General features: G+C 72.5%; 5 protein-coding genes. 4 read left to right on the top strand and 1 reads right to left on the bottom strand.

The features are described 5' to 3' along the window. Nucleotides 1–295: 295 nt before the first annotated feature. The 4 genes from ACTUAL_RS19560 (at nucleotide 296) to ACTUAL_RS19545 (ending at nucleotide 4514) form a co-directional block, all read left to right on the top strand. Nucleotides 296–1033: a lysophospholipid acyltransferase family protein gene (locus ACTUAL_RS19560; RefSeq protein WP_440901262.1), complete on the top strand. Its 738-nt coding sequence runs from the start codon at nucleotides 296–298 to the stop codon at nucleotides 1031–1033. Nucleotides 1034–1225: 192 nt separating this feature from the next. Then, complete coding sequence (locus ACTUAL_RS19555) at nucleotides 1226–1738, top strand: polyadenylate-specific 3'-exoribonuclease AS (protein WP_096492017.1); 513 nt, start codon at nucleotides 1226–1228, stop codon at nucleotides 1736–1738. Nucleotides 1739–1825: 87 nt separating this feature from the next. Continuing rightward, nucleotides 1826–2851, top strand: a complete 1026-nt coding sequence (locus ACTUAL_RS19550) for a 6-phosphofructokinase (protein WP_440901263.1) — start codon at nucleotides 1826–1828, stop codon at nucleotides 2849–2851. 274 nt (nucleotides 2852–3125) lie between these two features. After that, nucleotides 3126–4514, top strand: coding sequence for a class II 3-deoxy-7-phosphoheptulonate synthase (locus tag ACTUAL_RS19545; RefSeq protein ID WP_096492018.1), 1389 nt, complete (start codon nucleotides 3126–3128; stop codon nucleotides 4512–4514). A 159-nt stretch (nucleotides 4515–4673) separates the two neighbouring features. On the opposite strand, the gene ACTUAL_RS19540 is transcribed toward ACTUAL_RS19545, so the two are convergent. After that, the coding region (locus ACTUAL_RS19540) for a PASTA domain-containing protein (protein WP_440901261.1) at nucleotides 4674–6196 on the bottom strand (1523 nt) is incomplete at its 5' end.

Genomic DNA, 6196 nt, shown 5'->3' with positions numbered 1-6196 from the left:
TCGCGCTCCAGGCCCGCGACGATCTCGGCGAACGCCGCGTCCACGTCCTCAGGGCCGTTCGAGTCGCGTCGGGAGTCCATCACCACTGCCCCCAGCCCTCCGGATCGCGGTCGGGGGCGCGGCGGCGCGTCCCCCTGCGGTATCCGGTCCATCGTCGCACGGACTCGCGGTGTTGCGGATTACGGCGACCGGAGGGACTTGCGCGAAACCCGGCCCCGACGAGCTTCGTTGTGCCCCGAGGCCCCCGCTCCGTACGCTGGTAGGGGTATCGGCTGTCGAGGAGGCGCTTCCAACAGTGCTCTACTGGTTGATCAAAAACGTCTTGGTCGGGCCGTTGCTCCAGCTCTTCTTCCGCCCTCGGGTGATCGAGGGCGCCGAGCACATCCCCGCCGAGGGCGGGGTGATCCTCGCCAGCAACCACCTGTCCGTGTCGGACTCGTTCTTCCTCCCGCTGAAGCTCTCCCGGCGGGTCACGTTCCCCGCCAAGCTGGAGTACTTCACCGGCAAGGGCCTGAAGGGCACGCTGAAGCGCTGGTTCTTCCACGGCATGGGCCAGGTCCCGATCGACCGCTCCAGCGCCTCGGCCGCGCAGGGCGCGCTCGACACCGGCGTGCGCATCGTCCGCGACGGCAAGGTGCTCGGCATCTACCCCGAGGGCACCCGCTCGCCCGACGGCAGGCTCTACAAGGGCAAGGTCGGCGTCGCCTGGATCGCGCTGGAGTCCGGCGCCCCGGTGATCCCGGTGGCGATGATCGGCACCGACAAGGCCAACCCGATCGGGTCGAAGGTGTGGCGGCCGTACCCGATCAAGATCAAGATCGGCAAGCCGCTGGACTTCTCCCGGTACGCGGGCCTGTCCGGCGACCGGTTCGTGCTGCGCTCGGTCACCGACGAGATCATGTACGCGCTGATGGAGCTCTCCGGCCAGGAGTACGTGGACGTCTACGCGGCCAAGGCCAAGGAGGCCGACGCCGCGGGCAAGCCCTCCGCGCCGCCCGCCGCGGGCAGGATCCCCGACAGCAAGGCGAGCTGACCGCGCCGGGCCCGTCCCGGAGCACCGCGTTCCGGGGCGGACGGGCCCCTGGGTGTGGCGCACAGCTCATTTTTCCGGCCACCGGCCGCAGGGCCCCGGATCGCGCCGCGGGACCCGCCGCGGCGGCGTCGCGGCGCCCCTCGCGCGGCCCCGGCACGCGGTGCGCCCGTCCCGGATCACTAGGCTGTTCCGATGCGGTTCTTCTACGACTGTGAGTTCATCGAGGACGGGGTCACGATCGACCTCGTCTCCATCGGCGTCGTCGACGAGGAAGGCCGCGAGTTCTACGCCGTCTCCACCGAGTTCGACCCGGAGAAGGCCGGGCCGTGGGTGCGCGACAACGTCCTCAACCAGCTCCCCCCGCCCTCCAGCAAGGCCTACATGAGCCGCGCCCGCATCCGCGCTGAGCTGCTCGAATTCCTCGGTGGGGCCAAGGCGAACCGGGACCGCGTCGAGCTGTGGGCGTGGTTCGCCGCCTACGACCACGTGGCCCTCGCCCAGCTGTGGGGCGCCATGCCCGCGCTGCCGCGCAGCCTGCCCCGGTTCACCCGCGACCTGCGCCAGCGGTGGGAGGACGTGGGCAAGCCCGCCCTGCCCGCGCCGCCCCAGGACGCCCACGACGCGCTCGCCGACGCCAGGCACAACCTCGTCAAGTGGAAGGTCATCGAGGAGCTCTGGCAGCGCCGCGGGCACACCGCCCGCTGAGGCACCCCCCTCTTCGCTGCACCGATCCAGCGCGTGTCACGCTTGGGTGACCCACGACACGACGATGAAGAGATGGGTGACGAGCAGATGCGCATCGGTGTGCTCACCGGCGGTGGAGACTGCCCCGGCCTCAACGCGGTGATCCGCGGTGTTGTCCGCAAGGGCGTGGAGACCCACGGCTGGGACGTCCTCGGCTTCCGCAACGGGTGGCAGGGGCCGATCGAGGGGCTCACCAAGCCGATCGGTCTCGCCGACGTCGAGGACATCCTCACCCGCGGCGGCACCATCCTCGGCTCCTCGCGGACCAACCCCTACAAGGTCGAGGGCGGCGTCGAGGCCATCCGCAAGACCCTCAAGGAGCACGGGGTCGACGCGCTGATCGCCTTCGGCGGCGAGGACACCCTCGGCGTGGCGAAGCGGCTCACCGACGACGGCATCGGCGTCGTCGGCGTCCCGAAGACCATCGACAACGACCTCGGCGCGACCGACTACACGTTCGGCTTCGACACCGCCGTGCACATCGCCACCGAGGCGATCGACCGGCTGCGCACCACCGCCGAGTCGCACCACCGCGCGCTCGTCGTGGAGGTCATGGGCCGCCACGCGGGCTGGATCGCGCTGCACTCCGGCCTCGCAGGCGGCGCGAACGTCATCCTCGTGCCCGAGCGCGAGTTCGACGTGGACCAGGTCGTCACGTGGGTCGAGCGCCGCTTCGAGAAGCAGTACGCGCCGATCATCGTGGTCGCCGAGGGCGCCATCCCGCAGGGCGGCGCCGAGGTGCTGCACTCCGGCGAGAAGGACGCCTTCGGGCACGTCCGCCTCGGCGGCGTCGGCACCTGGCTGGCGGAGGAGATCGCGCAGCGCACCGGCAAGGAGTCCCGCGCGGTCGTGCTGGGCCACGTCCAGCGCGGCGGCATCCCGACCGCCTACGACCGCGTGCTCGCCACCCGGTTCGGCCTGCACGCGGTGGACGCGGTCGCCGACGGCGACTTCGGCGTCATGGTCGCCCTCAAGGGCACCGACATCGTGCGCGTGAAGCTCAGCGAGGCGACCGCCGAGCTGAAGACCGTGCCGCTGGAGCGGTACCAGGAGGCCGAGGTCTTCTTCGGCTGAGTTCCCGCGGCTCCCCCGAGCCGTTCGGCGATCCCCGGTCCGCGTCCCGCGGGCCGGGGATCGCCCGTTCCAGGGCCACCCGGCGCGCTGACCTCGGGCGACCAGCGCGCCAAGGGGTCCCGTTGCACGTTCCCCGCGGCCACCGCCAGCAGGCGCGCCGCGAAGACGTCGGTCAGCGCCGCTTCTTCATTCCTTCGGGGGTTCTCCGTACCCAGCTCCGCGCACAGGCCACCCACGGCTGTCCCAGGGACTAGGAAGGCCTACTCTTGAACACGTGAACTGGACCGTGGACGTGCCCGTGGACACGCTTCCCGAGCTCCCGCCGCTCCCGCCCGAGCTCCGCTCGCGGCTGGACGACGCGCTCGGCAGGCCGGCCGCCCAGCAGCCCGAGTGGCCGGACGCCGACCTCGCCCGACGGGTCCGCGCCGTGCTGGAGAGCGTGCCCCCCATCACCGTGCCCGCCGAGATCGACCGGCTCCGCGAGAACCTCGCGGCCGTCGCGCGGGGCGAAGCCTTCATGCTGCAGGGCGGGGACTGCGCGGAGACGTTCGCGGACAACACCGAGCCGCACATCCGCGCGAACGTCCGCACCCTGCTCCAGATGGCCGTGGTCCTCACCTACGGCGCCAGCCTCCCCGTCGTGAAGATCGGCCGGATCGCGGGCCAGTACGCCAAGCCGCGCTCCTCCGGCACGGACGCCCTCGGCCTGCCGTCGTACCGGGGCGACATCGTCAACTCGCTGGTGCCCACCCCCGAGGCCCGCGTCGCCGACCCCGGCCGCATGATCCGCGCCTACGCCAACGCGGGCGCGGCGATGAACCTGCTGCGCGCCATGACCACCGCGGGCATGGCCGACCTGCACCGCCTGCACGACTGGAACAAGGACTTCGTGCGCACCTCGCCCGCGGGCGAGCGGTACGAGGCGCTGGCCGCCGAGATCGACCGGGGCCTGCGCTTCATGTCGGCGTGCGGCGTGAACGACTCCTCGCTGCACACCACGGAGATCTTCGCCTCGCACGAGGCGCTGCTGCTGGACTACGAGCGGGCCCTGCTGCGCCTGGACACCAGGGGCGACGAGCCGAAGCTGTACGACCTGTCCTCGCACTTCCTGTGGATCGGCGAGCGGACCAGGCAGCTAGACGGCGCGCACATCGCGTTCGCCGAGCTGCTGGCCAACCCGATCGGCCTGAAGATCGGCCCGTCCACCACGCCCGAGATGGCCGTGGAGTACGTCGAGCGCCTCGACCCGCACAACCAGCCCGGCAGGCTGACCCTGATCAGCCGCATGGGCAACGGCAAGGTGCGCGACGTGCTGCCCGCGATCGTCGAGAAGGTCACCGCCTCCGGGCACAAGGTGATCTGGCAGTGCGACCCGATGCACGGCAACACGCACGAGTCGTCCACCGGCTACAAGACCCGGCACTTCGACCGGATCGTGGACGAGGTGCAGGGCTTCTTCGAGGTGCACCGCAGGCTCGGCACGCACCCCGGCGGCATCCACATCGAGCTGACCGGCGAGGACGTCACCGAGTGCCTGGGCGGCGCCCAGGAGATCTCGGACACCGACCTGGCGGGCCGCTACGAGACGGCGTGCGACCCGCGCCTGAACACCCAGCAGTCGCTGGAGCTGGCCTTCCTGGTGGCGGAGATGCTCCGCTCCTGACATCCCCCCTGCACGGCCCTGCACGGCCCTGAACGATCCCGAACGCCCCGCCCCCGGTCCGCCGGGGGCGGGGCGTTCGCCGTCGCGCGCCCGGCGCGGAAGCGGCGAACCCGGCCCCGGCAGCGCTGACGGCTGCCCGGACCGGGTTCGCGAGGGAGATCAGATGCCGACCAGGGTGACCCGGCTGCCCTTCTCGACCTTCGTGCCCGCGTCGGGGCTCTGGCTGAACACCCGAGCGCGGTCGCTGCCGTTGAACTGGACCTCGACCTCCAGGCCGAGCTTCTCCAGGTCCTTGCGCGCGTCCTTGACCCGCTTGCCCTTGACCTCCGGCACGGTCACCGCGCCGCCGGACACCACGACGGTGACCTTCTTGTCGCCCTCCGGCACGTTCGTGCCCGCGGCGGGCGTGATCCGGATGACCTTGCCCTCCTCGACGCCCTGGGCGAACTCGGCCTTGCCCTCCACCGGCTCGAAGCCCGCGGCGGTCAGCTCGGCGAACGCGTCCGCCTTGCTCTTGCCCACCACGTCCGGCACCGGCTTGGGCTCGGGGCCCTTGCTCAGCACGATCGTGATCTTCGTGCCGATCGGCACCTGGGTGCCGGGCTCGGGCTTGAGCGTCACGACCTTGCCGACCGGGACGGTGGCGCTGTAGGCGTTCTCGGCCTCGTTGACCTCGCCCTCCAGGCCGACCAGCTTGAGCTCCTGCTGCGCGACCGCGACGTCCAGGTTCGACTTGAGCTGCGGCACCACCGGCCTGCCCAGCGACACCGTGATCCGCACCAGGTCGCCGCGCATCAGCTCGGTGCCCGCCGCGGGCTCGGTGCGCAGCACCTCGCCCTTGGGCACGGTGTCGCTGGCCTCCATGGCGGTGACGAACTTCAGCGAGGCGTCGCCCATCAGCGCCGACAGCTCGGACTCCTGCTTGCCGACCAGCTCGGGCACGTCCGCGTACCGGCCCGCCGCCATCCACCAGCCGATGACGCCCGCCAGGACGGCCGCGACCACGGCCACCGAGGTCCAGGTGATGAACTGCCGCTTGCTGCGCTGGCGCTCCTCCTCCAGGACCTGCTCGGGCGTCTTCTTCGGCGTCTTGGGCTTGCGCGGCTTGGGCGCGGGGGCGGGCGGCGCGGACGGCATGACGCCCGGCCTTGCCAGCGCCATCGTGCCCTGCGGACCGGTCGGGCCACCGGGCTTGGGGCGCGCCACCGGCAGCGTCGGCTCGGCGAACCCGCCCGCGGGCGTGCCGGTCACCGGCGGGATCTGCAGGGTCTCCTCGGCCCCGCCGACCACGGTCGCCTCGTCGTCGGCGTCGGGCTTGGCGTGGGCTCCCGCGCTCACGGGGACGCCGCCCGCAGGTGTGCCCGCCGCCGGGACACCTCCGGGAGGGGTGCTCGTGGGGAAGCCGTCCGCGCCGACCTGGACGCCGCCGATCTGCACACCACCGGGCGGGGTGCCGGTCGGGAAGCCGGAGGCGGGGGTGCCGGGCCCCTGGATCCCGGTCCCCGCCGCTCCGGGCGCCGGGATGCCGCCGGGCGGGGTCTGGACCGGGAAGCCGGGCGCGGGCGTGCCTGCACCGGCCGCCGCGACGCCGCCGGGCGGGGTGCCGGTCGGCGCCGGCTGCGACGCCGACGGCGGCAGCGGGACCCGCTGCGAGGCCGACACCGGCGCCGACTGCGAGGCCG

This window comes from Actinosynnema sp. (assembly GCF_052038725.1).
Note: the sequence above shows the minus strand (reverse complement) of the source record. Positions and strands in the feature narration are given on the sequence as shown.